Below are 24,709 nucleotides of genomic sequence, written 5' to 3'. Positions count from 1 at the left end.
CTTGTGCTGGCCTTGCCCGCACCGGCCCCGCCACCCCGGTTCCGGGCTTAGCGCTGGACGGCGCCGAAGCGCTCTGCAGCCAGCGCAACTGCGCTTTCGCGCGCAGCCGAGGCCTCATCGGCCGTCAGCGTCCGGTCCGTAGCCCGGAAACGCAGGCCAAAGGCGAGCGATTTTTTGCCTTCTTCAATGCCCTTGCCGGCGTAGACGTCGAACAGCGCCACGTCCTCCAGCAGTTCGCCGGCGCCTTCGCGCAGGGCCTCGAGGACCTGGTCCGCCGGAATGTCCTGCGGCACCACCAGGGCAACGTCCTGGGTGGCTACCGGGAACGTGGAGATGTGGCGGGCCACAATCACGTCCGCGGCTGCCTCGAACAGCGCATCGGCGTTGAATTCCAGGGCCACCGAACGGGCGGGCATGTCGTGCGCGGCCAGGAGCTTCGGGTGCAGCTCGCCGGCGTAACCCACCACTTCACCGGTCCGCAGCGAGAGCTGCGCGGCGCGGCCCGGGTGGAACGCCTGGTGCGCACCCTGGCTGACCACGATCTCCACGCCCAGGACGTCCCCGGCGAGCCGGGCAATGTCCAGCGCGTCGGACCAGTCCCACAAGCGCGGTGTGTGGCTCGCTGCAGCGGGTGAATCGTGGCCCGTGAGGACAGCGGCGACGTACAGCGGCTGGTCCGGAACGCCGTCGTACAGTGCATCCAGCACCTCGTCGGAAGGCCTGACGCCCAGCGGCGGGATGGACGGCGTACCCACTGTCCCGCTTGGCAGGAACACCAGGCCGGATTCGAAGAGTGCCAGGTCGCGGAAGCCGCGTGAATGGTTCCGCTTGGCCACCTCGATGAGCCCTGGGAGGATGGACGTGCGCAGGAAGCCGTGTTCCTCGCTGATCGGATTCGCCAGCTTGACCGCGCTCCGGGCAGCACCCTGCTCGGCGACGCCGAACGTGTCATTGGCGGCCTTGGAGACAAACGGGTAGGCCAGGACTTCGGTCAGCCCGGCGTCAGCCAGTGCCTGGATGAGCCGACGGCGCTGCTGCTGCACGCGGGTCAGGCCACGTCCCGGAGGGGCCACCGGAAGGGTGGCGGGGATGTTCTCATAGCCCACCAGCCGCGCGATTTCCTCGGAGAGGTCTTCCTTCGTTTCCAGATCGTTGCGCCAGCTGGGGGCGGTCACGGTCCAGCCGCCGTCGGATTTTTCCACCAGGGCACCGAGGTCCACCAGCGCGGTGGTGATCTGTTCTTCGGTGAAATCGATGCCGATCCGCTGGGCGGCGAAGGCTGCCGGCAATGCGATGGTTACGGCGTCCGGAGCGGTCCCGACGTCGGTGCCCGCCTGGTCAGCAACCCCGCCGGCGAGTTCCACCAGGAGGTCAACAACACGCTGGGCAGCGATGTCCGCCACATGCCAGTCGACGCCGCGCTCGAAGCGCTTGGACGCCTCGGACGGCAGCTTGTGCCGGCGTCGGGAACGGCCAATGGACACCTCGTCGAAGTGTGCCGCCTCAACCAGGATGTTCGACGTCGAGTCGCTCACCTCTGTGGCTGCCCCGCCCATGACGCCGGCAATGCCGATCGCGCCGGAACCGTCGGTGATAAGGAGGTCCTCGACGTCGAGCGTGCGCTCCTTGGCGTCCAAGGTGGTGATTTTCTCCCCGGCCACTGCGCGCCGGACCACGATGTCGCCGGACAGCTTGTCCAGGTCATAGCAGTGCGTGGGCTGGCCAAGCTCGAGCATCACATAGTTGGAGATGTCCACGGGCAGGGAGATGGAACGGATCCCGGCAAGCCGCAGCCGCGAGGTCATCCACGGGGGCATTGGCTTGGTGGCGTCGACCCCACTGACGGTGCGGGCCACAAACCGGTCGCAGCCGGGCTTGCCGTAGATGGGCGCGTCGTCGTTGAGCTTGACGCGGTAGCCGCCGGAAAGCTGCGCCGGGGCCAGGACCTCTGATGCCGGGTCCGTGAAGGAAGTTCCGGTGGCGTGGGCGTATTCACGGGCCACCCCACGGATGGAGAACGCGTAGCCGCGGTCCGGAGTCACGTTGATCTCGGCTGCCTGGTCATAGAGGCCCAGCAGGTCCATGGCGTCAGTACCGATTTCGGGGTCCAGCCCGATGCGGGAAAGAACCAGGATGCCGTCGTGGTCTTCGCCGATGCCCAGCTCGCGGACCGAGGCGATCATGCCGGCGGACAGGTGACCGTAAGTCTTCCGGGCGGAGATGCGGAAGTCGCCGGGCAGGACCGCGCCGGGCAGGGTGACCACTACTTTGTCGCCTTCAACGAAGTTGTGGGCGCCGCAGATGATCCCCTGCACACCGGACGGGTCGATGCCGTCGCCGGTGAGGGTCTGCTGCCGGCCTTCGGGGACAACCCGGACCTGGCACCAGTTGATGGTTTTGCCGTTGGTCTGGGGCTCCTTGACGATGCTCAGGACCTGGCCCACCACAACGGGACCCTGCAGGGTGTCCGTGGGGCGGTGCACCGCTTCCTCTTCAAAGCCAACCTTGACCAGTTCGGCCATCACGTCTTCGGCCGTTGCTCCGGCCGGTACTGCTGCGAATTCACGCAGCCAGGAAAGTGGGATACGCACTGTTAGATCTCCATCCCGAAGTGCTCGCTGAAACGTACATCGCCTTCGATCATGTCGCGCATGTCGCCCACTTCGTTGCGGAACATCAGCGCGCGCTCGATACCCATGCCGAAGGCAAAACCTGAATAGATGTCCGGGTCGATGCCGGCGGCACGGAGGACATTGGGATTGACCATGCCGCAACCGCCCCATTCGATCCAGCGCGGGCCGCCCTTGGCGCCCGGGTGCCAGATGTCCAGTTCCGCGGACGGCTCGGTGAACGGGAAGTAATTCGGGCGCAGCCGGACGGACGCCTCGTCGCCGAACATCTGCCGGGTGAAGTGCTCAAGCGTGCCCAGGAGGTCGGCCATGCTCAGGTTCTTGTCGATGGCCAGGCCCTCGAACTGATGGAACACCGGGGTGTGCGTGGCATCGAGCTCATCGGTGCGGAACACCTTGCCGGGGCACAGCACGTAGATGGGCACTTCGCGTTCCAGCATGGAACGGACCTGCACCGGGGACGTGTGCGTCCGCATCACCAGGTGGGCCTCGGGCGGCTCCACGAAAAACGTGTCCTGCATTTCGCGCGCGGGGTGGTCCGGCTTGAAGTTCAGGGCGTCGAAGTTGAACCACTCGGATTCCACTTCGGGGCCTTCGGCGATTTCCCAGCCCATGCCAACAAAGATGTCCGCCACACGGTCCTGCAGCGTGGAGAGTGGGTGCCTGGCGCCGGCCCGACGACGGCGGGGCGCAGCTGTGACGTCCACTGTCTCTTCCAGCAGGATCCGGGCGTCGTTCTCGGCGTCCAGCTCGGCGGTGCGGTCCGCGAGCGCCTTGTTGACCCGGCCCCGGGAGGAACCCATGAGCTTGCCGGCTACGGCTTTCTGGTCTTTCGGCAATCCGCCGATCTCCCGGTTGGCCAGGCTGAGCGGCGACTTCTCACCGGTGTGCGCCAACCTCACCGCCTTAAGTTCGTCGAGGGAGCCTGCGCCAGCAATGGCGGCGATGGCCTGGTCTACAGCGGCAGTGATGGCGGCTTCATCCGTAGGGTTCGGGATGGCGGCGCCCGGCAAAGTTTCAGTCATCTACTGTTCTTAGCTACGAGTAGGGGCTGCCGGTGAGGGGTGCAGCCGCGCGCGGTTTCCCGGCAGCGCATCCGTCACTGGCAAGTCATTCCGTGAATCCATGCTTGATGAATGCACTCGATGACCAGGTCAGGGCACACCGGTCAAAACCAGCGGCCACTATCCTCCAGTCTAAGTGAAGGCTCCGGCTACCATGGCCTCATGACACAAGGGCAGGGCCGGGCAGCCGCGCAGCTGTTGACGGCCGGGCTGTTGAGGGCCGGGCTATTTGGCACCAGGCCGCTGAGGGCTGGGCCGCTCGCGGCGGGGCAGGTGACGGCAGGGCCGCTCGGGACGGGTCACATGACGGCCTGGCAGCGGGTACGGCAGCTTGCCAACCTGGCCAACGGCACCACCCTGCTGGGCCTGGCCGTTGCCGCAGCGGCGGGGACAGCCGTCAGCCAGGGCCCCCGTGGGCTGGTCATAGCGTCCGGCTACCGGTGGCGCATTCCGTATGCCGAGGCGTTCACTCTGGGCAACGTAGTTATCTGCAGGATCAGGGCTGAGGACCTGAGCGTCAATCCGGAGCTCCTGGGTCATGAGGAAAAGCACTGCAGCCAGTACGCCTACTGCCTGGGGCTGCCCTTCCTTCCGCTGTATTTCCTGGCTGCAGGCTGGTCGCTGTTCCGGACCGGCAATCCGGCGTCGGCCAATTTCTTCGAACGGCAGGCCGGCCTGGCGGCCGGAGGCTACGTTGACATCAGGACAACAAGGCCGGCGCCACCTGGGGCCAGCGGAATCGAGGTCTGACAATGACGGACGAACCCAACACCAGGACCAACAACAGGACCATCACCGTGACCGGAACGGGGACAGCCGAGGCGCCACCTGACCTGCTGACCATTTCAGTGGGCGTCGAGTGCCGGCGCGACACCGTGATCGCTGCCTATGCGGACGCGGGAACCGCGTCCGCGGCTGTATCCGGCGCGCTCCGCCAGCACGGCGTGGCCGACGCGGACATCCGGACCTCCGGTCTGAACGTCCGGCCGGAGTTCGTCTGGCGCGACGGCGGCGGCCAGCAGGTGACCGGCTATGTTACGTCCAGCGTGCTCACCGTGCGGCTGCGGCAGCTGAGCTCAGTGTCCGGTGTTATTGCCGCCGCGGTTGATGCCGGCGGCGATGACGTACGCCTGAACGGACTGGACCTTGGCTTCGCGGATGAGTCAGCCGTCGCCTCCCTTGCCCGGGAAGCTGCCTGGCAGGATGCGGTTGACCGGGCTGAACAGTTTGCATCCCTGGCGTCCGCGCGGCTCGGCGCGGTGACCTCAATTGCCGAACACTCCGATGTAGCCGGGCCTGTTCCGGTGGCCCGGATCCAGCGCGCCGCCGCCAGCGAAGCCATCAGCGTGGAAGCGGGCCACGCCAGCATAAGCGCCAGTGTCACCGTGGTCTGGCAACTGCAGGCCTGACGCTTTCCACAGCCCGTGCCGATCCCGGCGCGCGGACGTCCCGAGCGACCGGTCCTTGACTTAAGTTCGAACATATCTTCGAATAGAGGGCATGAGATGGGATGCACAAGCACTGATGCCCCGGCCCGCCGATGACCCCGGTAGTGGCCCGTCACCTGCCCTGCTCCCCCTTGCCGGGTTGGTCCGTTCGGTCACCACCCCCGAATTCGCCGGCATCACCTTTCATGAGGTCACCGCCAAATCGGTGCTCAACAAGGTGGTGGCCGGGTCGCGGATGCCGTTTGAGTGGACCGTGAACCCGTACCGCGGCTGCAGCCATGCCTGTGTTTACTGTTTTGCGCGGAAGAGCCACACGTACCTGGATTTTGACGCCGGGCTGGATTTTGACAGCCAGGTGGTGGTGAAGGTCAATGCCGCCGAGGTCCTCCGGAAGGAGTTGGCTAAGCCGTCCTGGGGGCGCCACCAGGTGGCGCTTGGCACCAACACGGACCCCTACCAGCGGGCCGAGGGCCGCTACCAGCTGATGCCGGGCATCATCACGGCGCTGGCTGACTCAGGAACGCCGTTATCCATCCTCACCAAGGGGACGTTGCTGGCCCGGGACATTCCGCTCCTGAAGCGGGCTGCCGCCCAGGTGCCGGTGGGGGTTGGCATTTCCTTGGCCATGACTGACGAGGCACTCTCGGAAGCCGTGGAACCGGGCACGCCAGGGCCTCGTGCGCGGCTGAAGCTGGTCTCCCGCTTACGCGATGCCGGGCTCCCGTGCGGCGTGATGGCGATGCCCATCCTGCCCTGGCTGTCCGACAGTGACGAAGCCCTCGATGCCCTCTTCGGCTCCCTGGCCGCCGCTGGAGCCACCGGGGTGACGGCCGGCGCCCTTTACCTGAAGCCGGGTACCCGGGAATGGTTTATGGAGTGGATTGCCAGGAACCACCCGGAACTGGCAGGCCGCTACCGGAGGCTCTACGGCACAAGCTCCTATGCCTCCAAGGAATACCGCACGTGGCTCGCCGCGAAAGTCCGCTACTTCAAGCAGCGGCACGGCTTCACCAGCGGCCACGGTTTCAGCCACCGTGATCTCGAGGACGATCCCCGCGGCGAGGAAGCCCAGTATCCGGCCGGGAGTATCCCGTCCGTCCCCGACACACAGCAACGGCCCGCTGGGGAATCCCAACCGGCCACCGGGCCGCGTCAGCAGCCCACCCTGTTTTAGCAGGTCCTGCAGCTCGGCGATGTTTTCGAGTACAGGGCCATCGGCGGCCGGTAGAACTTGCCCATGCTGACCAGGTTCTTGCCGGACGGTGGGCCGTCCAATTCAGTGCGGAGCACTCGAAGCTACAGGCGTGACCAAAGATTCAAGAAGCGCCCGGACAATCGGGAAGTCGGCCGGGATCCACGGAAGACTGAGAGCTTCATCACGGTTCGTGGTGCTGATCCATTTCAGCTGGTCGTGGTCTTCGAGCGGCTGGGGCTCACCGCTGGAAAGCTCCGCCAACCACACCCGCATACTGGCCCGCTCGTTCAGCCGCCAGCCGGTGGCCGTGGCTGCCGGGAGTTCACGCCCCAGGCGAACCTCTACACCCAGTTCCTCCCTGAGTTCCCGGTGCAGCGCAGCCTCGCATTGTTCCCCGGCCTCCACCTTGCCGCCGGGGAACTCCCAGAGCCCCGCGAACTGCTCGGGAGCAGTCCGCCTGGCTACCAGAATGCGCGTCGGCTCCATCAACGAGTCCACTATTGCTCCGCCAACTACCTGTATCTGTCCACTCACCGCACCAGTCTATGAGGGAGAATGGTTTGCGGCATTCCCCCAGCATCCCTTTGAAAAGCAGGCACATGAGCAGCGTCATCCATCCATCCACCGCGTCCAAGGCGAAGACTCCGCACGTTGGTGCAGCGATCTTCGCGCTGGCCATGGGCGGCGTCGGAATCGGCGTCACAGAGTTCACTATGATGGGCCTGCTCAAAGAGGTGGAACAAGGACTCAGCATCAGCACCCCGGAGGCGGGGCACCTCATCTCCGCTTATGCCCTCGGAGTGGTGGTGGGCGCGCCCCTGCTCGCAGCAGTCGGGGCCAAACTGCCGCGGAAATACCTCGCGCTGGGTCTCATGCTGTTCTTCACGCTGGCCAACCTGACGTCCTATCTTGCTCCCGACTACGGCAGCATGCTGGTTTCCCGGTTTGCGGCCGGGCTGCCGCACGGCGCATTCTTCGGAGTCGCGGCCGTGATCGCCGCCTCCCTGGTTTCCCCCACCCGCCGCGGCTGGGCCATTTCCATGGTGATGGCGGGTCTGTCCGTTTCGAACGTTATCGGCGTGCCGGCGGCCACCTGGGTTGGCCAGACCTTCGGCTGGCGGCTCCTGTTCCTCCTCGTGGGAGGTATTGGTTTGCTGACCCTGGTCCTGCTGTGGCGCCATGTTCCCTACCAGGCACCTCATCCTGACGCGAGCATCCGCCGCGAACTCGGTGCGCTCAAGCGGCTTCAGGTGTGGCTGGCCATCCTGATCGGCATCGTGGGCTTTGGCGGCTTCTTCGCGACCTACACCTACATTGCCCACACCATGACCCTGGTGGCCGGGATTCCGGCGTCGCTGCTGCCCATCGTGGTCGCACTCTACGGACTGGGCATGGTGGCGGGAACCGTCGTGGGAGGCAGGCTCGCCGACAAGTCGGTGATGGGCACGCTGTACTGGGTCCTGCCCGGTATCGCCGTCGCCCTGGTGGTTTATGCGGTGGCTGTGCACTGGCCCTGGTCAGCCCTCGTGATGGTCTTTGTAGTGGGGGCGTCCGGCTCCATGCTGATCCCGGCCCTGCAGACCCGGTTGCTGGATGCCTCGCCGGACGCCCCCTCCCTCGCTTCTTCGCTCAACCACGCCGCGCTCAACGTTGCCAATGCCTTGGGCGCCTTCCTGGGCGGCGTAGTGATCGCCTGGGGCTGGGGCTTCGTGGCGCCTGCGCTCGTGGGGGCGGTGTTGGCTGTCCTGGGCTTTGGCATCGCCGTGGCCAGCGGCCTCCTGGAACGCAAGAAGCCGCTGGCCGCCTGATCCTGGGGAACGAGCGGTCAGCGGCTTCACCGAAGCGTCCGGTGCGCTGAGAAAGGAATGTCAGGCCTGCGGGTCCTGAACACCGGCTTCAGCGGAAACGTGGCCCGCGCTTGAAACCTCTCCTGCACCTGACATCACGTCCGTGCGACGGTCTCCGCGATGCAGATCGGGTTCGAGGTAGATCACCCGGGCTATCGGAACGGCAGTGCGGATACGGGACTCGGCACCGTCAATCGCCGTGGCGATGTCCCGCCCGGTTTCGGCGGCACCCACGGAGATCTTGGCGGCCACCAGCAACTCCTCCGGTCCGAGGTGAAGGGTCTTGAGGTGGATGATGCGGTTGTGCCCCCCTGCCTCGATAGCCTCGCTGATGCGGGCGACGTCAACCCGGGTGGCGGACTCTCCGAGCAGCAGGGATTTGGTTTCGATAGCCAGGACCACCGCGATGGCCACGAGCAGCAGGCCGATCATGCCGGTGCCTGCGGCGTCCCAGATCCCGTTGCCGGTGACAAGGGTCATGCTCACACCGACGAGCGCGAACACCAGGCCGAGAAGGGCCCCGAGGTCCTCCAGCAGGATGACCGGCAGCTCCGGTTGTTTGGCTGTCCGCACAAAACTCACCCAGCCTTGCTTGCCACGGACGTGGTTGGACTCGGTGATGGCCGTCCGGAACGAGTAGGACTCAGCCAGGATCGCGCCGATCAGCACAGCCAGGGGAACCCACCAGAAGTCTCCTTCGATGGCGTGCGGGTGCTGCAGCTTCTCCCACGCTTCGAACAGCGCAAAGAGCCCGCCCACACTGAAGAGCACGATCGAGACGATAAAGGCGTAAATGTAGCGTTCCCGGCCATAGCCGAACGGGTGCTCCGCGCTGGCAGCCTTCCTGGCGCGCTTGCCGCCGATCAGGAGCAGCAATTGATTGCCGGAGTCCGCAACCGAGTGGATGGCTTCGGCCAACATCGACGAGGAAGCCGTCAGGAAAAAGGCCACGAATTTCAGGACAGCGATGGTCAGGTTTGCGGCCAGGGCCGCCACAATCGCCTTGGTACCGCCATTTGCAGCCACGGAGGCTTCTCCTCTTCACAGCGTTCAGGAACAAGCAGGGATATTCGCGGCGCCGCAGCCGGCGCCGCCCACGAACACCGTACCTTTACGGCCGTAAAACACGCACCTCTGACATGCACTACGCCTGCTGACAATGGGGGAACCGTATGTTAGCTTGAACACTAATCGGGACGTTTAATCCCGACGAATATGAAGGAGGAGACATGGGTTTTCTTGCTTGGATTATTCTCGGCCTCATCGTAGGGGCCATCGTCAAAGCGGTAATGCCCGGCAGGGTCGGCGGCGGCTGGGTGACGAGCCTCGTGCTCGGCGTGGTCGGCGCAATTGTAGGCGGCTGGATTGGCAGCCTCCTGTTCGGCAAGGGTGACCTTGCCTTCTTTGATCTGGGTACCTGGATCCTGGCTATTGTAGGCGGCCTGGTGGTTGCTGGCGTGTACGGTGCCATCACGGGACGCAGCAAGAGCACACGGGCACCCTGATTACCCCTACCTCATCTGATTCATACAGCAAGGGCCCCGGAGAACTTCCGGGGCCCTGCCTTTTAAGTCTTGTGTCCGGGTAGGTCAGACGTTCGGATGAGCCACCTCGGGAGGTCGGTCATCCCTTTTGGGACCTGGCACTCGCGTAGAGGCACACCGTTGCCGCCGTGCCGAGGTTCAGGCTTTCCGCGTCGCCGTATACGGGCACGGCCACCCGGTGGTCGGCCAGGGACAGTTCCTCTTCGGAGAGCCCCTGGGCTTCGTTTCCAAACAGCCAGGCCGTGGGACCCTCCAGGGCGAACAGCGATTCAACGCCGGGGCCTGCGATCCGGCGGGCGGCGTTTTCGTCCTGGAGCGTGTCCAGGTTGACGTCACCGGCGCCGTCGGCGGCCAGCAACCCAATCCCCCGAGCCCGGCAGGCGGCTGCCACTTCCGTAAGATCGGCGCCCAGGACCACGGGCAGATGAAACAGGGAACCGGCGGTGGAACGGACCGCCTTGGGGTTATAGATGTCCACGCTGGATGCGGTCAGGATAACGGCGTCCGCCCCGGCCGCGTCAGCTGCCCGGAGCACGGTGCCGGCGTTACCGGGGTCCCGGACCTGACACAATACTGCGAGCAGCCGCGGCCCGGCGTCGAGCACCTGCTCAAGACTCACGTCCAGGAAACCGCAGACGGCGAGAATGCCTTGCGGGGTAACGGTGTCCGCCATCGCCGCCAGTACTTCATCGGTGGTGAGGTATGCGTCGATGCCTTCCGCGAGTGCCTCCAGGTCCGGGTGCCGGTCGAGGCATGCCTCGCTCGCGTAGACCTCGTAGACCACGCCGGGCTCCCCCGCGGCAACCCTTTTCTGGTGCAGAGTCAGGGCCTCACGGACAGCCTGCGGCCCCTCTGCCAGGAACTCGCTGCGCTTTAAACGGGCCGGGCGCCCGGCAAGTTGTGCCACCTTCCTTACCCGATCAGCTCGGGGATTGGAGAGTGGAAAGTCTTGCGGGCGCCCGGTTTCGTTCATATAAGAACCTTAGTGGCTTTAGCCACCAGTCCTCGAACTGGCGTGGGTGCTACTTGGCAGCCACGTCAGCGGCAGGCTTTGCAGCCTTGGCCTTGGGTGCCTTGGCAGCCTTGGGGGCTGCAGCCTCGACAGCCGGAGCCGACGTGTCGGCAGGCAGGGAATCCTTGGCGATCTTCACGAGCGCGGCGAATGCATTGGCATCCGAAACGGCCAGCTCGGCAAGCATACGGCGGTCAACCTCGACCTCAGCGGCCTTCAGGCCCTGGATCAGACGGTTGTAAGTCAGGCCGTTGGCGCGGGATGCAGCGTTGATGCGCTGGATCCACAGGCGGCGGAAGTCGCCCTTCTTCTTCTTGCGGTCGCCGTAGCTGTACACAAACGAGTGCAGCAGCTGCTCTTTGGCCTTGCGGTACAGGCGTGAACGCTGTCCACGGTAGCCCTTTGCGCGTTCAAGGATAACCCGGCGCTTCTTGTGGGCGTTGACCGCCCTCTTCACACGTGCCACGTGCGTACTCCTTAGAAAATTCTGATCCCAAGCATCTACTGCCGGAACAACCGGCTGGCCTGAGAAGCCTTTTTGGTAGTTGACTGCTGCCAGGTGGCATCAGTCAGAGAACTTGGAACTTAGATGCCGAGCATCTTCCGGATGACCTTAGCGTCACCCTTGAAGACAATCTTGTCGCCGGCGAGGCGACGGGTCAGCCTGGAGGACTTGTGCTCAAGGTAGTGGCGGCGGTTGGCCTGCTGGCGGCGCAGCTTGCCGCTGCCGGTCAGCTTGAAGCGCTTCTTAGCACCACTGTGGGTCTTCATCTTCGGCATGGGAACCGATCTCCTTACGTGTCCACAGACATTGTCTGCAGTTCTTTCGAGCAGCCACCCCTGCAGGCGGCATGCTGGTTGCGTACTGCAGGAGGATAACCTCCCGCAGCTGTGAACTAGGTAGTCTTCTTGGCAGCCGGCTTCGGAGCTGCCTTGGGGGCAGGCCTTGCAGCAGGCTTCGGCGCTGCCGGCCGGGCGATCGGCTTGGGCATCGGCACCGGCGGCCGAGGAGCAGCCGGAGCCGGAGCAGCTGCTTCGGCGGGCTTGACGGCGGCAGGAGCCTTGACCGGCGCCGGAGCCGCTTTGGGAGCCTCACGCTTGGGAGCAGCGGTCTTCGGGGCTGCCTGCTTCGGCGCCTCCTGGACGGTTGCTTCCTTGACGGGCGCTGCCTTCGGGGCGGTTTCCTTTGCAGGAGTTTCCTTCACCGGGGCTTCCTTGACAGGGGCTTCGGCTTCGGGAGCTGCTTCAACAGGCGCTTCTTCAACAGGCGCTTCAACCTCGGCCGGAGCTTCGGTTTCCGGCTCTGTCGTGATGGCGAAACCTTCCGGAAGAAGGTCAGCCAGCGACTGCGTCAGCGGTGCCTGGTCGTCGCCGGAGACGTCGATGCGGCCACCGCCCGTAGCCTTGGCTTCGTTCTGCGCCTTGGCCTCTGCACGCTGCGATGCGCGGCGTGCCTCAGCCTTGGCTTCGGCCTTGTTCTTCAGCGGGCCCACAACCATGACCATGTTGCGGCCATCGATACGGGGACTGGACTCAACAACGCCCACTTCGGCGACATCGTCAGCGAAGCGCTGAAGCAGTCGGATGCCCATTTCCGGACGCTGCTGCTCACGACCGCGGAACTGGATCATGGCCTTGACCTTGTCACCGGCACCGAGGAAGCGCAGTGCATGGCCGCGCTTGGTCTCGTAGTCGTGGGTGTCAATCTTGAGGCGGAAGCGGATTTCCTTCAGAACAGTGTTCGTCTGGTTCTTCCGTGCTTCACGTGCCTTGACGGCGGCCTCGTACTTGTACTTGCCGAAGTCCATCAGCTTGCACACCGGAGGCTTGGCCTGCGGTGCAACTTCAACGAGATCAAGATCGGATTCCGCGGCCAAACGCAAGGCATCGTCAATACGGACGATTCCTACCTGTTCACCTGCAGGACCGACCAACCGCACCTCGGGGACGCGGATACGCTCATTGATTCTTGGCTCGCTAATGTTAAAGCTCCTGTGATTGATGTGATATTCCACCGGCAAATAGAGAAGGCCCCCAATTGCCGGAGCAATCGAAGGCCTCGATGATCGGATGCACCGTCCTCAGGAGAGGCTGTGCGCACTTCCCCAAGCTTGACGCCTGAAGAAATGTCCGACCGGTACCCGGCAACCTTGCTTCCTCAGGAATGACTTCCAACGGGAAAACGGCTGACGCGGGTGGGAGAGATCTCCGCTTGCAAACTGCATGTCATTCTACAGAACAAATCCCGCCGAATGCAGCTAAGCGTTGGTGGGACCTTCCACAGCGAAATAACGACATCCAGTCGGTCTGTGACAAGCTTACCAGTATGAGCACCCCAGACAGTAATTCACACGTTTTCGAGGCCCCTGCCGCCAAGGCTGACGTGACCCAGCAAATCCGCGACATCTCGGAGGTGCCGGCCATCGAGGTCATCACCACGGCCGCAGTGCACCTGATGAGCGCAGCCGCGGTCAAGCTGGGCCTCGCCGCCGAGGACAATGCGGAGGAACTCAAGGATCTGGACGAGGCCCGCAAGCTCATCACCGCCCTTGCCGGACTGGTGACCTCAGCGGCTCCCGAAATCGGATCCCAGCACGCCGGCCCGTTGCGCGATGGCCTGCGTTCCCTGCAGCTTGCATTCCGCGAGGAGTCCATCATCCCGGATGCTCCGGGCAAGGGCCCGGGCGAGAAGTACACGGGCGCCGTCAACTAGACCCAACACCAACTTCACAAAGTACGACGACGGCGGCTGACGGTCCACACGGACCTCCGGCCGCCGTCGTCGTTCAGGCAGCGGCGCGGCGGCGCCGGAAGGCCTGAAGCAGGAGTCCCACGACGCAGAGCAGAACACCTGCCACGCCCACGGAGACAAACCCGCCGGAGGGACCCATCCCGTCGATGAAAATTCCGGCAAGTGGTGCCCCGAGCGCAACGCCGGCAGTCAGCGCAGAGCCGTACCAGCCCATTGCCTCGCCGCGGCGGTCCTCCGCCACCAGGTCTGCCACCTGTTCGGAGGCGGCAGACAGGACAGGGGCGCACAAAAGGCCCGGAAGGATCGAGACAATAGCCAACGTCCAGGTGTCCTGGGCGAAGCCCATCGGGATGGTCAGGGCCGCCATGCCCAACAGCAGGAGGATCGGCGAAACCCGACGGTGCATTGCCCCGTACAACAGCCCGCCGACCACCGATGCGGCGCACCAAAAGAGGAACACTATGCCGATTTCGGCCTGGTGTCCGCCGGTTTCCAGGGCGGCAACAATGCCAACGTCGGTGCCGCTGAGCACCATGCCGGTTCCAGCAGCCACGGCGAAGACCGCCGCGACAGTGGCCGTGAACCAGCCGAAGTTGTGTGCCACCTTCCCGCGCAGCCCCGCCGGCCCGCTTCCGACCCGTTCTGCCGCGGCCGGGACGAGGTCCGCGGCCGCTTCCTGGAGATGGGCCGGTGCGGCCGAAACCACAGCCACTTCCGCGGCATGGCGCTGGTCCGCCTCGCCTTCTTCAGTCTGCGTGGCACTTCGCGTGGGCGGGTTGAACCACATGAGGAACAATCCGGCCAGTGACGTCGAAACACCCACCACCGTGAGTCCCAGAATGGTGAAGCCACTGGTGGCCACAACGGCCCCGGCGGCGGGCCCGATCATGAACACCATCTCCGTGGCAATCGAGTCCAGCGCAAAGGCGGTCCGCCGCTGGTCGCCGTCCGCGAGGACGCCCAGTGACTGTCGCACAACACTGAAGATGGGCAACGTGAGGAGGCCGCCGACGAACACCAGCGGAAGCAGCCACTGGTAGGACACGTGCGGCACCACCGACCAGATGACCGCCTCGGACACCACCGACGGAATAAGCGCGCGGCGCAGGCCTACAGTGTCAACGCGCCGGCCGCGCCATGGTGCGCCAACTGCGATGCCGATGGTCATAACGGCCGCCGCGGCACCGGCAGCTGCATAGCCTTGGTCGAGGGTGAGGACGATGTGCAGGGTCAGCAGCATGCCTGCCGCCGAGTGGGGAATGCGGGCAATCATGCCAACCAGCAGCAACCGCCGGATGGGCTGGACGGCCAGCAGCTCCCGGTACAGAGCGAAGTTCACGGAAAAATCCTTTGGGTCTGCCCACGGCAGCCCGGGATCTCCACGCCAACCGTCAGCTAATGTGCTGCGCGCCGCAACTTGATTTCGATCGAGTCAACACGCTCTCCAAACAATACATTCCGGGACCATGCCTGTTGGAGGCCGGACACCAAGTCCTGGACTGCCGGGGCGTCCAGGCCGTCCTCAAGGTGGAGAAGCACTTGCAGTTCCGGTCCGGCACCGCCCCCGGGGAGCCTCACACCGGTACGCGAGACGGTCCCGACGCCGGAACCCGGGAGGAAGGCAAGCCGGCGTACCGCCGGGAATGCGGCCGTTGCCTCAGCCATCTCGGCTGCCAGTGCCGCATCCGTGTAGGAAGGGATCCAGTCCTGTTGCTGGGCCAGTGCCCAGACGGCGGGCCGCCGGACAACAAACGTGATGTCCGAGCCCGGATCAAGGACCATCAGTTCGGCTCCCTCGGCCACGGCCGAGAGGGCAGCCCGGGCAGCGTACACCGCCACCGGCCGGGCTTCGGGGTGCCAGGCGGACAAGGCATCCGCCGAGGTGAAGGCCGGCATTGCCGTCCGGCCGTCGGCGGCCTTCAGGGTGACCAACGCCATGTCCGCCTGCTTGTCCGCCGTCAGGCCATCGACGCCTGCCGCTTCCTCGCCGAGCTGCGCGATGATGGGGATAAAGACTCGGGCGGTGGCCAGCGAGGCCACCACTGCCGCTTCGTCGCCGCTGCCTTGAACCAGGGCAGCGACGGCGGCGAGGTAGCCGGCGTCGGCGGTGCCGTCGTCGTCCTCGAAGTTGTGGATCCTGCCGTCGTCCCCGGCGAGGCTTCGGCCTTCCCACGGCTGGCCGGCCGAATCGGTACGGCCGCCCGCGCCCGCCAATGCCGCGGCAATGTGTCCGGGCAGATGGCGTGGCGGCGGGGATTCCGCTGCCGTGTCGGCGTTGTGCGTGCTGTCCACGGAACCTGCCTAGCGGCGTCCGGCGACGTCGAGGGCTTCGGGGAGCGTGAAGGCGCCGGCGTACAGCGCCTTGCCCACGATCGCGCCTTCCACGCCCAGCGGGACCAGGGAGCGCAGCACTTTCAGGTCGTCCAGGCTGGAGATGCCGCCGGAGGCAACCACCGGCTTGCCGGTCTTCTCCACCATCTGGCGCAGGAGTTCAACGTTGGGACCCTGCAGTGTGCCGTCCTTCGTAACGTCAGTGACAACGTACCGGGAGCACCCGGCGTCTTCGAGCCGGCCCAGGACCTCCCAGAGGTCGCCGCCTTCTTTGGTCCAGCCGCGGCCTGCCAGCGTGGTTCCGCGGACATCGAGGCCGACGGCAATCCTGTCGCCGAAACGGTCGATGGCACTGCGCGTCCACTCGGGGTTCTCCAACGCCGCCGTGCCGAGATTGACGCGGGCCACGCCGAGGGCCAGGGCTGCCTCGAGGGATTCGTCGTCCCGGAGTCCGCCGGAGAGCTCAACTTTGATGTCCAGCCGGCCCACTACTTCGCGGAGCAGTTCGGCGTTGGAGCCACGGCCGAACGCGGCGTCAAGGTCCACCAGGTGCACCCATTCGGCGCCCTGCTCCTGCCAGTTGAGGGCTGCCTCGAGCGGCGTGCCGTAGCTTGTCTCGCTTCCGGCTTCCCCCTGGACCAGCCGTACGGCCTGTCCGTTTACGACGTCGACGGCGGGCAGCAGTTCAAGAACCGGCAGATCGGTTGCGGTGGTCATCTCAAATCCTCTTGGGTGTTGGTTGCTTGTGGAAGCGGAACTGGTGAATGCGTGGAGGCTAGTTTCCAGGAAGCGTCAGCAGGAAGGCGGCCAGCAGCGCCATACCGGCCAGGACGTAGAAGCCCACCTGGGTCCACAGCGGTTTGTGCTGCTGCCGGAAGGACAGGGCGCCGCCCACCAGGAGGCCGGCCAGGCCCATCAGGACGATCGACCACATCATCTAGCGGCATCCCTAGCAGCTGGCTTACGAAGGCCGTCGACCCAGTTGCGCAGCAGCCGCGCACCGGCGTCGCCGGATTTCTCGGGGTGGAACTGGGTAGCGCAGAGCGGTCCGTTCTCCACGGCGGCGATAAAGCGGGCTCCGTGTTCCGACCAGGTCACCAGCGGAGCAGTCATCCGCGGCTGGATCACGTCGAAGTTCCACTCCTGGACACCATAGGAGTGGACGAAGTAGAAGCGCTGGTCCTCGACGCCGGCGAAGAGCTTGGAGCCTTCGGGAACGTCCACGGTGTTCCAGCCCATGTGCGGCACCACTTCGGCGGGAAGGAGTTCCACCTTGCCCGGCCACTCCCCCATGCCTTCGGCTTCTGTCCCGTGCTCAACCCCGGCCTCGAACAGGACCTGCAGCCCGACGCAGATTGCCAGCACCGGCCTGCCCCCGGCCACGCGCCTGCCGATCAGCCGGATGCCGTCCACGGCCTTGAGCTCGCGCATAACGGTCTCGAACGCGCCGACGCCGGGCACTACCAGGCCTTCGGCGTTAAGAACGTCCTCGGCCCTGGAGCTGAGGATGACTTCGGCTCCGGCCCGTTCCAGGGCGCGCACGGCGGAGCGGACGTTGCCGGAACCATAGTCAAGGACGGTGACCGTGGGCTTGCCGTCGGGCGATACGGGCTTCTTGCCGGAGGCCGGATCGACGACGGCGCCGTCCCGGAGGATTTGGCCGCTCACAGGGCACCCTTGGTGGAGGGGATTCCCTCCACGCGGGGATCGGGTTCGACTGCAGCGCGCAGGGCGCGGGCGAAGGCCTTGAACTGCGCTTCCACGATGTGGTGCGGGTCACGGCCCGCTATGACGTTCATGTGGAGGCAGATGCCTGCGTGAAGCGTGATCGCCTCAAAGACGTGGCGAGTCAGTGACCCCGTGAAGTGGCCGCCGATGAGGTGATACTCCTGCCCGGCAGGCTCACCGCCGTGCACCAGGTAGGGGCGGCCGGAGACGTCGACGACGGCGTGTGCCAGGGCTTCGTCGAGGGGTACTGTGGCCTCGCCGAACCTGCGGATCCCTGCTTTGTTGCCCAAGGCTGTGCGCAGCACCTCGCCGAAGGTGATGGCGACGTCCTCCACCGTGTGGTGGACGTCAATGTGGATGTCACCGGTGGCCTTGACCGTCATGTCAATCAACGAGTGCTTGCACAGCGCCGTCAGCATGTGGTCGTAGAACGGGACGGACGTGTCGATGTCCGATACTCCCGTGCCGTCGAGGTTGATCTCCACGAGCACTGACGATTCACTGGTGGCACGCTCCATGCGTGCGGTCCGGGGCGCGGCAGCGTTCGATCCGGTGGAACTCATGGTCATACGTCCTTTAGGCGAAGTCAGTGATGCGTAAGCGAAGGAGATGTGCCGGCGCGCGGCGGCGCCGATACTTCAAGTTTAGGCGGGCAGCTGGGCCTGGCTGGCCAGGATGCGTTCCAGCGCAGTCAGGAACGCTGTGGTCTCCCTCTCAGTTCCTGCTGTGACACGCAGGTGGCCGGGGATGCCGACGTCACGGATCAGCACGCCGTCGTCCAGCAACTGCTGCCAAACGTCATGCGGGCTGTCGAGGCCCCCGAAGAAGACATAGTTCGAATCGGAGGCGGCAGGCTTGAGGCCCATGCGGGTCAGCTCCGACACAATGCGGTCGCGCTGCTCCTTGATGTCCTCGACGTCGGCCATCAGGGCCGTGCGGTGCTGGAGGGCGGCGAGGCCTGTCGCCTGGGTGATGGCCGAAAGGTGGTACGGCAGCCGGACCAGGCGAAGTGCGTCCGTGACTTCAGGAGCGGCGGCCAGGTAGCCCAGACGGGCGCCCGCGAGGGCGAACGCCTTGCTCATGGTGCGGGACACTATGAGTCGTTCCCGGCCGGGCAGCAACGTCAGTGCGCTGGGCGTTCCGTCGTGGGCGAACTCGTGGTAGGCCTCGTCAACGATCACGATTGTCTGGCTGGCCTCGCCGGCCGCGTACACGGCCTCGACAACGTCCAGGCCCAGGCCAGTGCCGGTGGGGTTGTTCGGTGAGCACAGGAAAACGATGTTGGGCTGAAGCTCTTTGACCTGCAGGGCAGCCGATTCGGCACTGAGCCCGTAGTCATCAGCGCGCTGTCCGGTGATGTACCCGGTGTCCGTGCCGCTGGCAAGGAGCGGGTACATGGAATACGTGGGCGGGAATCCCAGAGCCGTGCGCCCGGGTCCGCCGAAAGCCTGGAGAATCTGCTGGAGGACCTCGTTGGATCCGTTGGCTGCCCAGATGTTGGTGGCGTCAAGGCCGTGGCCGAGGTATTCGGCCAGCGCTTCGCGGAGTTCGGTGAACTCACGGTCCGGATAGCGGTTGAGGCCTGCCGCCGCTTCCGTCACAGCGGCACTGATCGCGGCCCGGACGTCTGCCGGGACCCCATGGGTGTTTTCGTTGACGTTCAGCAGGATGGGCACATCCAGTTGCGGGGCACCGTACGGGGTCAGCCCGCGGAGGTTGGTCCGGAGGGGAAGTCTGTTCAGACGCTCTAGCTGGTCATTCACCTGAACAGTTTAGGTCCGAAGCAGACGGCCGGAAAATGTGACGGGCTGCTGCGGCACGTGCCTGGGCCTGAAGCCTCCCTATTTGGTGGGGACGAAGAGCTGCTGTCCGGGGACCACGCCGCCGGCGGAAAGGTTGTTCAACTGGGCAATATCTGCGATGACATCCCGGGGATCACGCTCGGGCGCAACGGTACTGGCGATGGCCCAAAGCGACTGCCCGGCCTGCACTGTGACCGAGGCTGTTGGCGTCAACGACAGGTCTGCGGCAGAGTCGGCAGCCTTTGCCGGGGCGTTGAGGAAACCTGCCAGGGAAAGCAGGATTGCGGCAAGGATCACCAGCGGGAAGCCGATGAGGACAATCCGGCCCCGACGGGTCAGACGCAGCGGCGGCCGGGATTCCCTGCGCTGCCTGGGCGCCGAACCCGACGTTGGCCCGGGCGCGGACCACTGCCGCGAGGTGAGGTCCTGCACGGAAACGAGCTGCGGACGCGAGTCCTGCGAAGCAGATAAAGCTGACATGAAATGAGCCCTCCTGGACCATACTGTGCTGCCCGGCGCGCCCTCCGCGTCCACTTGCCGGTGCCGGCCTGGGCCGTCCATAAATTCGAATATTCGAATCCGCAAGCAACGAGTAGAACACATGTTCGAACTTTGCTTCTTCATTTTTAGCACTTATCAACGAATATTGTCGAGACTCGCTAGAACAAATGTTTGAAAAAGCCTTATGGCTGGCCTACGTTTGGATCAAGAACAACCACCTCTGTAGTTGATCAGCAGGGTCTGACAATCAACTCCGACACCAGCCCCGGGGCGTTCCAGGCACCAGCGGCCGGAGCGGATCAGGGCAACCGAAAGGCATTGGCGAACATGGCAGCACCAGCCGCCGAGGGCAAGGCGACACCGCGCCGTCAGCCCCAACGGACCCCCAAGGGGCTCACCGCCCGCCAGAAGAAGATCCTTGAAACCATCCAGCGCTCGGTGAATGACAACGGCTATCCGCCGTCGATGCGTGAAATCGGCGACACCGTGGGCCTGGCGAGCTTGTCCAGCGTGACCCATCAGCTCTCGCAGTTGGAGAAACTGGGATACCTGCGCCGGGACCCGAAGCGTCCGCGCGCCATGGAGGTCCTGATGCCGTTGACGCTTGACGGCGGGTCGGCCAAGACCAACGGGGCAACCAAGCCTTCAGTCCTGCACGGCATCGGCGGAACGGTCACCGAGCTTCCCTCTGCCATGGACACCGCTATGGTGCCGTTGGTGGGCCGGATCGCGGCCGGCGGGCCCATCCTTGCTGATCAGGTGGTGGAAGACGTGATGCCCCTGCCACGGCAGCTCGTGGGCCAGGGTGAGCTTTTTATGCTGCGCGTGGCCGGCGACTCCATGGTAGACGCGGCCATCTGCGACGGCGACTGGGTAGTGGTCCGCCGCCAGGCCGACGCCGCCAACGGCGACATCGTCGCGGCCCTGCTGGACGATGAAGCCACCGTCAAGACGTTTCGCCAGCGTGATGGCCACACGTGGCTGTTGCCGCAGAACACGCAGTACGAGCCCATTCTGGGCGATCACGCCACGATTATGGGCAAAGTCGTCTCAGTCCTGCGGTCTTTGTAGTACCCGCGCTTCGTCAGGCGCTCTTCCCGGCCAGCCTTTCAAGGGCGGCAAACGCTGTCTTGCGGTCCGTGGTGGGCCAGAACGGCGGCAGCGCTGCGCGGAGGAATCCGGCGTAGCGCTCGGTGGCAAGCCGGGAATCAAGCACGGCCACCACGCCTTTGTCTCCGGTGGAACGGATCAGCCGGCCCGCGCCCTGAGCCAGGCGGATGGCCGCATGGGTCGCCGATACCGCCATAAAGCCGTTTCCGCCGGCCTGTGCAACGGCGCGGGACCGTGCGGTCATCAGCGGATCATCCGGCCGCGGGAATGGAATGCGGTCGATCACCACGAGCCGGCATGATCCGCCCGGAACATCAACACCCTGCCACAGGGACATGGTTCCGAAGAGGCAGGTGTCGGGCTCGTCCGCGAACTGCTTCACGAGGGCAGTCATGGTGGAGTCGCCCTGGCACAGAATGCTGAGGCCGAGCCGGGGACGCATCGCCTCCGCTGCCTCCTCGGCGGCACGGCGCGATGAAAAGAGACACAGGGCGCCGCCACCGGACGCCCGGATCAGCGCCTCGAGTTCATCGAGTGCCTCCGGCGAAGCCCCGCGGCCCGGCTTGGGGAGGTGCCCTGCGACGTAGAGGATCCCCTGCTTGGGATAGTCAAAGGGCGATCCGACATCGATTCCGGTCCAGCTCGGCGCGCCCTCCCCCACCAACCCCAAGCCGCCGGCGGCCGGTTCAAAGGCTGAGCCGATGGCTAGGGTTGCCGAGGTCAGCACCACGGTGTGGCCCGCGAAAAGCCCTTCCCGGAGCTTGCCGGCAACGCTGAGCGGCGCGATGTTGACCAGAGCCGGCGCAGAGTCGTCGGGCTGCGCATAGCCCTGTTGCGGGTCGAAGGAACTCGCGCGGGAAAACCACACCACTTCACGGTTTTCCCGTGCCACGATAAGCCGTTCACAGAGTTCCAGGATCAGCATCAGACGTGAGCGTGCAAGCTGCCGCCCCCCGTCGGCCGTTTGGCTGCCGTCCCCCTTGGAGTCGGACAGAGCAGCGCGGCAGGCTTCACGCAGCTGGTCCACGCAGTCCAGCTGTTCGTCGTTGAGGCCGTTGGGGAGCAGCCCGTTGGGCACCCCGGCCAGGGCGAGTTCCAGGTTGGCGGCAGCCGCGTTGAGGGCATCCACGGTGATGGCCGTGTGTTTCCGCGCACCCGATGCCGCGGCGTGGACCATTGCCACGGAAAGCTGCCCGGACACCGCGCCGGTGACCCGGTCCTGCAGTTCGTGGGCCTCGTCCACCACCACAACGTCGTACTCAGGGAGGACAGCGAGGCCTTCAAAGGCGCTGACGGCGAGCATGGCATGGTTGGTGACCACAACGTCGGCCTCGGCGGCGTCGTGGCGTGCCAGTTCGCTGAAGCATTCGGCGGCCATGGGGCATTTTTGGGCCCCCAGGCATTCCATGGACGTCACTGAAACCTGCCGCCAGGCCCGGTCTGTGACCCCGGGAAGCAGTTCATCACGGTCACCCGTGGTGGTCTTTTCCGCCCACTCGCGCAGGCGCACCACTTCCTTCCCCAGCTGGGACGACGGCCCGCCCAGGGCCGCGGCGAAATGCGGAACGCTGGTGTCCTCGCCGAGGGAGAACAGCTGGCCCTCGGCGGGTTCCTCGGAAGGGAACCCGCCTACGAGCTTGTGCTGGCACACGTAGTTGGAGCGGCCCTTGACCAGGGCCACCTTGACCGGGCGGTCCAGGGCGGGGGTGATGGTCTTCAGCAGCCGGGGAAGGTCGCGCCCCACAATCTGGGTCTGCAGCGCAAGCGTGGCTGTAGACACCAGGGTGGGTTTGTTGCTCACGAGTGAGTGCGCAATGAGCGGAATCAGGTAGGCCAGCGACTTTCCGGTCCCCGTCCCGGCCTGCACTAGGAGGTGGTCGCCGGTTTCGATGGCTCTGGCCACCTGCCGGGCCATCTCGTGCTGCCCGCTGCGGCTTTGACCGCCCATGCCGGCCACGGCGCGGTCGAGCAGTTCGATCACGAACTGCTCGCCGGCCGTACCTTTGACTTCCCCCGCCACAACCTCAGTCATGGTTGATGAAGGATTCCAGTTCAGCCGCAAGGCCCTCGCGCACCATCACCAAAGCACGGGTACCGTGCTCGCCGTGATCCAGGCTCAGGATCTCGGCATCGGTCTCGTGCAGTTTGCTGATCAGGTCACCGCGGTCGTAGGGAATAAGGAGCTCCAGCTTCACGCCGGGACGGGGAATACCGTCACTGATGGCCTGCAGCAATTCGGCGATCCCCTGGCCTGTGCGGGCAGAGACCACCACGTGGCGCGGCTCGCGCTGCTTAAGGCGCTCCACCACAAACGGATCAGCGGCATCGGCCTTGTTCAGGACAATGATCTCCGGCACCTTGCGGGCATCCACTTCGCTGAAGACTTTGCGGACTGCAGCAATCTGGCCCTCCGGGTCCGGATGGGACACGTCCACCACGTGCAGGATCAGATCCGCGTCAGCCACTTCCTCCAACGTGGAACGGAAGGCCTCCACCAACTGCGTGGGCAGTGAACGCACAAAACCCACGGTGTCCGCCAACGTGTACCCGAGGCCATCGGAGGTCTCGGCCTTCCGCACAGTGGGATCCAGGGTGGCGAACAGTGCGTTCTCCACCAGGACGCCGGCGTCGGTCAGCCTGTTCAGCAGCGATGACTTCCCGGCGTTTGTGTACCCGGCAATGGCAACGGACGGCACTGAATTACGACGGCGGTTGGCTCGCTTGGTTTCCCGTGCCGGCTTCATCGCCGCGATTTCGCGCCGCAGTTTGGCCATGCGGGTCCGGATCCGGCGGCGGTCCAGTTCGATTTTCGTTTCACCGGGTCCGCGCGAACCCATGCCGGCACCGGCGCCGCCCACCTGGCCACCGGCCTGGCGGGACATCGAATCACCCCAGCCGCGCAGGCGCGGCAGGAGGTATTCAAGCTGCGCCAGCTCCACTTGGGCCTTGCCTTCGCGGCTCTTCGCGTGCTGGGCAAAGATGTCCAGGATCAGGGCCGTGCGGTCAATGACCTTGACCTTGACGATGTCCTCAAGGCTTCGGCGCTGGGACGGTGCCAGCTCGGCATCCACCACAACGGTGTCAGCCCCTGTGGCCATTACGATTTCCTTGAGCTCAAGCGCCTTTCCGGAACCGAGGAACGTCCCCGGGTCCGGTTTGGCACGGCGCTGCACCATCCCGTCCAGGACTTCCGAGCCTGCCGTTTCGGCCAGGGCGGCGAGTTCACGCAGTGAATTTTCCGCGTCCGCCAACGTACCTTCGGACCATAGCCCGGCCAGGACCACACGTTCGAGCCGCAGTTGCCGGTATTCGACTTCGGTGACGTCTTCGAGCTCGGTGGACAAGCCGGCCACACGTTTCAGTGCCCGGCGTTCCTCCCGGTCCTGCTGGTCGCCGTCGTAGCTGGTGTGTTCGTCGTCCAAGCGGGAAATCGCCTGGGCCCTGCCGAACACGGCCTTGTCACCGTCAGAGGCGGTGACGTTCCTGGCCGGTACGTCCTTGGCGAGAATCCGGTCGATGACAGCTTGGATCTCCTCGGGACTCATGTCCTGGGCTGCTGGATCGGAACCGGTGTTGGGCTGGCTGGTCATGGTCTCCTTTGAAGATTCGGCATTTTCAGAATAGTGCTGATCGTTGGTCTGTGGTGAAGTATTCGCGCTGGGCTGACGGCTTGCAGTCATCCGGGCCTCCTGGTCTGCTGCGCGCGCTGGTCGGGACCGTGGCGTGCAGGGAGTCTTCGCATCCA

The 24,709-nt window shown here is 65.2% G+C and carries 25 protein-coding genes and 1 pseudogene; 8 read left to right on the top strand and 18 right to left on the bottom strand.

Going from position 1 to position 24,709, the window contains the following annotated elements:
* Positions 1-47: 47 nt before the first annotated feature.
* Together pheT and pheS are read right to left on the bottom strand one after the other, a co-directional pair.
* Positions 48-2,591, bottom strand: a complete 2,544-nt coding sequence (pheT, locus tag ACZY0Q_RS13390; RefSeq protein WP_463917515.1) for a phenylalanine--tRNA ligase subunit beta — start codon at positions 2,589-2,591, stop codon at positions 48-50.
* A gap of 2 nt (positions 2,592-2,593) precedes the next feature.
* Entirely contained in the window at positions 2,594-3,655 is a 1,062-nt protein-coding gene (pheS, locus tag ACZY0Q_RS13385; protein ID WP_463917514.1) for a phenylalanine--tRNA ligase subunit alpha, read from the bottom strand.
* Positions 3,656-3,856: 201 nt separating this feature from the next.
* Here pheS and ACZY0Q_RS13380 point away from each other — a divergent pair, with 201 nt between their 5' ends.
* The 3 genes from ACZY0Q_RS13380 (at position 3,857) to ACZY0Q_RS13370 (ending at position 6,316) form a co-directional block, all read left to right on the top strand.
* Positions 3,857-4,444: a hypothetical protein gene (locus ACZY0Q_RS13380; RefSeq protein WP_463917512.1), complete on the top strand. Its 588-nt coding sequence runs from the start codon at positions 3,857-3,859 to the stop codon at positions 4,442-4,444.
* 2 nt (positions 4,445-4,446) lie between these two features.
* Complete coding sequence (locus ACZY0Q_RS13375; RefSeq protein ID WP_463917511.1) at positions 4,447-5,103, top strand: SIMPL domain-containing protein; 657 nt, start codon at positions 4,447-4,449, stop codon at positions 5,101-5,103.
* Between the two features lie 91 nt (positions 5,104-5,194).
* Complete coding sequence (locus ACZY0Q_RS13370) at positions 5,195-6,316, top strand: Rv2578c family radical SAM protein (RefSeq protein ID WP_463917509.1); 1,122 nt, start codon at positions 5,195-5,197, stop codon at positions 6,314-6,316.
* 102 nt (positions 6,317-6,418) lie between these two features.
* Here ACZY0Q_RS13370 and ACZY0Q_RS13365 read toward each other — a convergent pair whose 3' ends face one another.
* Positions 6,419-6,871 carry a (deoxy)nucleoside triphosphate pyrophosphohydrolase gene (locus tag ACZY0Q_RS13365; protein ID WP_463917507.1) on the bottom strand — a complete coding sequence of 151 codons (453 nt, stop codon included), beginning with the start codon at positions 6,869-6,871 and terminating at the stop codon, positions 6,419-6,421.
* A gap of 65 nt (positions 6,872-6,936) precedes the next feature.
* On the opposite strand from ACZY0Q_RS13365, the gene ACZY0Q_RS13360 reads away from it, so the two are divergent.
* Positions 6,937-8,145 (top strand): MFS transporter, encoded by a 1,209-nt coding sequence (locus tag ACZY0Q_RS13360; protein WP_463917505.1) that lies wholly within the window; start codon positions 6,937-6,939, stop codon positions 8,143-8,145.
* Between the two features lie 60 nt (positions 8,146-8,205).
* Here the strand turns inward: ACZY0Q_RS13360 and ACZY0Q_RS13355 are convergent, their stop codons facing one another.
* On the bottom strand, positions 8,206-9,210 hold the full coding sequence (locus ACZY0Q_RS13355) for a cation diffusion facilitator family transporter (protein WP_463917503.1): 1,005 nt from the start codon (positions 9,208-9,210) through the stop codon (positions 8,206-8,208).
* A 203-nt stretch (positions 9,211-9,413) separates the two neighbouring features.
* Here ACZY0Q_RS13355 and ACZY0Q_RS13350 point away from each other — a divergent pair, with 203 nt between their 5' ends.
* Entirely contained in the window at positions 9,414-9,689 is a 276-nt protein-coding gene (locus ACZY0Q_RS13350) for a GlsB/YeaQ/YmgE family stress response membrane protein (protein ID WP_463917502.1), read from the top strand.
* 118 nt (positions 9,690-9,807) lie between these two features.
* Here the strand turns inward: ACZY0Q_RS13350 and ACZY0Q_RS13345 are convergent, their stop codons facing one another.
* The 3 genes from ACZY0Q_RS13345 to rpmI form a co-directional block, all read right to left on the bottom strand.
* Positions 9,808-10,701 (bottom strand): TrmH family RNA methyltransferase, encoded by an 894-nt coding sequence (locus tag ACZY0Q_RS13345; RefSeq protein WP_463917500.1) that lies wholly within the window; start codon positions 10,699-10,701, stop codon positions 9,808-9,810.
* Between the two features lie 49 nt (positions 10,702-10,750).
* A complete protein-coding gene (gene rplT / locus ACZY0Q_RS13340; protein ID WP_056342954.1) occupies positions 10,751-11,206 on the bottom strand; it encodes a 50S ribosomal protein L20 in 456 nt (151 codons plus the stop codon).
* Positions 11,207-11,325: 119 nt separating this feature from the next.
* Positions 11,326-11,520, bottom strand: a complete 195-nt coding sequence (gene rpmI, locus ACZY0Q_RS13335; RefSeq protein ID WP_009358635.1) for a 50S ribosomal protein L35 — start codon at positions 11,518-11,520, stop codon at positions 11,326-11,328.
* 129 nt (positions 11,521-11,649) lie between these two features.
* Between rpmI and ACZY0Q_RS13330 the strand changes: the two genes are divergently transcribed.
* Positions 11,650-12,315, top strand: coding sequence for a pentapeptide repeat-containing protein (locus ACZY0Q_RS13330; RefSeq protein WP_463917582.1), 666 nt, complete (start codon positions 11,650-11,652; stop codon positions 12,313-12,315).
* On the opposite strand, the pseudogene infC reads toward ACZY0Q_RS13330, so the two are convergent.
* Positions 12,279-12,680, bottom strand: a pseudogene (gene infC / locus ACZY0Q_RS13325) (translation initiation factor IF-3); the annotation flags it as partial. The gene ACZY0Q_RS13330 and the pseudogene infC sit on opposite strands and share 37 nt — an antisense overlap.
* A gap of 386 nt (positions 12,681-13,066) precedes the next feature.
* Here infC and ACZY0Q_RS13320 point away from each other — a divergent pair.
* Positions 13,067-13,453, top strand: coding sequence for a DUF1844 domain-containing protein (locus ACZY0Q_RS13320; protein ID WP_056342948.1), 387 nt, complete (start codon positions 13,067-13,069; stop codon positions 13,451-13,453).
* 73 nt (positions 13,454-13,526) lie between these two features.
* Here ACZY0Q_RS13320 and ACZY0Q_RS13315 read toward each other — a convergent pair whose 3' ends face one another.
* The 8 genes from ACZY0Q_RS13315 to ACZY0Q_RS13280 form a co-directional block, all read right to left on the bottom strand.
* Positions 13,527-14,831, bottom strand: a complete 1,305-nt coding sequence (locus ACZY0Q_RS13315) for an MFS transporter (protein WP_463917498.1) — start codon at positions 14,829-14,831, stop codon at positions 13,527-13,529.
* Positions 14,832-14,887: 56 nt separating this feature from the next.
* Positions 14,888-15,784 (bottom strand): SseB family protein, encoded by an 897-nt coding sequence (locus ACZY0Q_RS13310; protein WP_463917496.1) that lies wholly within the window; start codon positions 15,782-15,784, stop codon positions 14,888-14,890.
* A gap of 9 nt (positions 15,785-15,793) precedes the next feature.
* Complete coding sequence (gene priA, locus ACZY0Q_RS13305) at positions 15,794-16,540, bottom strand: bifunctional 1-(5-phosphoribosyl)-5-((5-phosphoribosylamino)methylideneamino)imidazole-4-carboxamide isomerase/phosphoribosylanthranilate isomerase PriA (RefSeq protein WP_463917495.1); 747 nt, start codon at positions 16,538-16,540, stop codon at positions 15,794-15,796.
* Positions 16,541-16,598: 58 nt separating this feature from the next.
* Positions 16,599-16,760 carry a hypothetical protein gene (locus ACZY0Q_RS13300; RefSeq protein WP_463917586.1) on the bottom strand — a complete coding sequence of 54 codons (162 nt, stop codon included), beginning with the start codon at positions 16,758-16,760 and terminating at the stop codon, positions 16,599-16,601.
* Positions 16,757-17,491: an imidazole glycerol phosphate synthase subunit HisH gene (gene hisH, locus ACZY0Q_RS13295; RefSeq protein ID WP_463917493.1), complete on the bottom strand. Its 735-nt coding sequence runs from the start codon at positions 17,489-17,491 to the stop codon at positions 16,757-16,759. Before hisH ends, ACZY0Q_RS13300 begins: the two co-directional genes overlap by 4 nt.
* A complete protein-coding gene (gene hisB, locus ACZY0Q_RS13290; RefSeq protein ID WP_463917492.1) occupies positions 17,488-18,114 on the bottom strand; it encodes an imidazoleglycerol-phosphate dehydratase HisB in 627 nt (208 codons plus the stop codon). Before hisB ends, hisH begins: the two co-directional genes overlap by 4 nt.
* A gap of 81 nt (positions 18,115-18,195) precedes the next feature.
* Positions 18,196-19,314 carry a histidinol-phosphate transaminase gene (locus ACZY0Q_RS13285; RefSeq protein ID WP_463917490.1) on the bottom strand — a complete coding sequence of 373 codons (1,119 nt, stop codon included), beginning with the start codon at positions 19,312-19,314 and terminating at the stop codon, positions 18,196-18,198.
* Between the two features lie 78 nt (positions 19,315-19,392).
* Entirely contained in the window at positions 19,393-19,833 is a 441-nt protein-coding gene (locus tag ACZY0Q_RS13280; RefSeq protein WP_463917489.1) for a LysM peptidoglycan-binding domain-containing protein, read from the bottom strand.
* Positions 19,834-20,181: 348 nt separating this feature from the next.
* Between ACZY0Q_RS13280 and lexA the strand changes: the two genes are divergently transcribed.
* Complete coding sequence (lexA, locus tag ACZY0Q_RS13275) at positions 20,182-20,925, top strand: transcriptional repressor LexA (RefSeq protein ID WP_463917487.1); 744 nt, start codon at positions 20,182-20,184, stop codon at positions 20,923-20,925.
* 13 nt (positions 20,926-20,938) lie between these two features.
* Here lexA and ACZY0Q_RS13270 read toward each other — a convergent pair whose 3' ends face one another.
* Positions 20,939-22,996, bottom strand: a complete 2,058-nt coding sequence (locus tag ACZY0Q_RS13270; RefSeq protein ID WP_463917485.1) for an ATP-dependent DNA helicase — start codon at positions 22,994-22,996, stop codon at positions 20,939-20,941.
* Entirely contained in the window at positions 22,989-24,554 is a 1,566-nt protein-coding gene (gene hflX, locus ACZY0Q_RS13265; RefSeq protein ID WP_463917483.1) for a GTPase HflX, read from the bottom strand. Before hflX ends, ACZY0Q_RS13270 begins: the two co-directional genes overlap by 8 nt.
* Positions 24,555-24,709 lie beyond the last annotated feature (155 nt).

This window comes from Pseudarthrobacter lactosi (assembly GCF_055412785.1).
The sequence above is the reverse complement of the archived record's forward strand: the minus strand, read 5'-3'. Positions and strand labels throughout refer to the sequence as shown.